The following is a 1,225-nucleotide window of genomic DNA, read 5'->3' on the forward strand; positions in this document are numbered from 1 at the left end:
ACTGTAGATTCAATCTGTCAATGCAACACCCCTTTCAATTATCTCTTTCGGTGTTTTGAACTTCAGTGTCTTTCTCGGTCTGTTGTTTAGCTGAGCAGCAACCAGATCTAGTTCATGTTGAGTATATTGGGCAAGACATGTCTTTTTAGGAAAGTACTGCCGAATTAGCCCATTTGTGTTCTCATTTGTTCCCCGCTGCCAAGGACTCTGAGGATCGCAGAAGTAAACTTTAACGCCGGTGCTGACAGTAAATTCTAGATGTCTGGCCAGTTCCATTCCTCTGTCCCATGTCAGTGATTTTCTGAGTTCTGACGGTAAACTCAGGAATTTGTCGGTAAGAGCCTGATTTACTGAGACAGAATCTTTACCCCTGAGTCTAAGGATGATCGTATAACGTGATTTTCGGTCTACAAGTGTGGCTATATGAGAGTTTTTTGTACCTGAGACTAAATCGCCCTCCCAATGCCCCAGAGAGCGTCTGTTATCGATATTTCGGGAACGTTCGTGAATTGGTGTTCCGTTCACTATGTTAATCGTACCTCTTTCGCCTTTGCGGGTATGACGCCTGCCATGGCGAAGGCTATGCGACCGTCGCAGATGCTGTATATTCAGGTGGTGTAGCGCTTCACGGCTACGAAAGTACAGCGTTTTATAAATTGTCTCAGGTGATATTCGCAGCGTTTTTTGACGTGGTTTTGTTCGCCTTAACCATCCTGATATTTGCTCTGGAGACCATTTCATCTCCAGCTTTTCCAGAACAAGCTTTCGCAATGGTAAATTTTGATCCAGTAAGCACGGTTTTGGCCTTTTCGCCATTCTGTTGGCTCGGTTATTAGCATCAACAGCTTTGTAATAGCGTCTGCCCCGATTACGCTGAACTTCACGTGAGATCGTCGAAGGACTGCGATTCAGCGCAGTAGCTATCGCACGAATGCTCATTTTGGCTGACAAACCAGCTCGTATCTCCTCGCGCTCAGACAGTGTCAGGTGAGCTACAGCCCGCTTACGCTCATGGGGTTTTATGCCGCCAGTATCCCTTAACATAGTGAAGATCGTTCCGGGTTTTGAACCCAGGATATTCGCTATTTCACTGAAGCCTGTTCCGTTCTTCCATAGTTCAAAAACAGAGGCTTTTTCCTCTGCTGTAAATGTTCGTCTCATTCAAAAAACCTCCGCAACCCCATGTTTTCACATAACTGTTGCGTTGACCAATTGAATCTACAAC

The 1,225-nt window shown here is 45.5% G+C and carries 1 protein-coding gene; it reads right to left on the reverse strand.

Annotated elements, in window-relative coordinates:
* Window positions 1-9: 9 nt before the first annotated feature.
* Window positions 10-1,161, reverse strand: a complete 1,152-nt coding sequence (locus V6E55_RS25450; protein WP_001254932.1) for an IS30-like element IS30 family transposase — start codon at window positions 1,159-1,161, stop codon at window positions 10-12.
* Window positions 1,162-1,225 lie beyond the last annotated feature (64 nt).

Origin of the sequence: Enterobacter sp. 342, from assembly GCF_036663495.1 — a bacterium.
Taxonomy (GTDB): domain Bacteria; phylum Pseudomonadota; class Gammaproteobacteria; order Enterobacterales; family Enterobacteriaceae; genus Enterobacter.

What these genes read in the sequence shown, in the direction of transcription:
- V6E55_RS25450 (WP_001254932.1), bottom strand. Translation starts at nt 1,161, where the DNA reads ATGAGACGAACATTTACAGCAGAGGAAAAAGCCTCTGTTTTTGAACTA.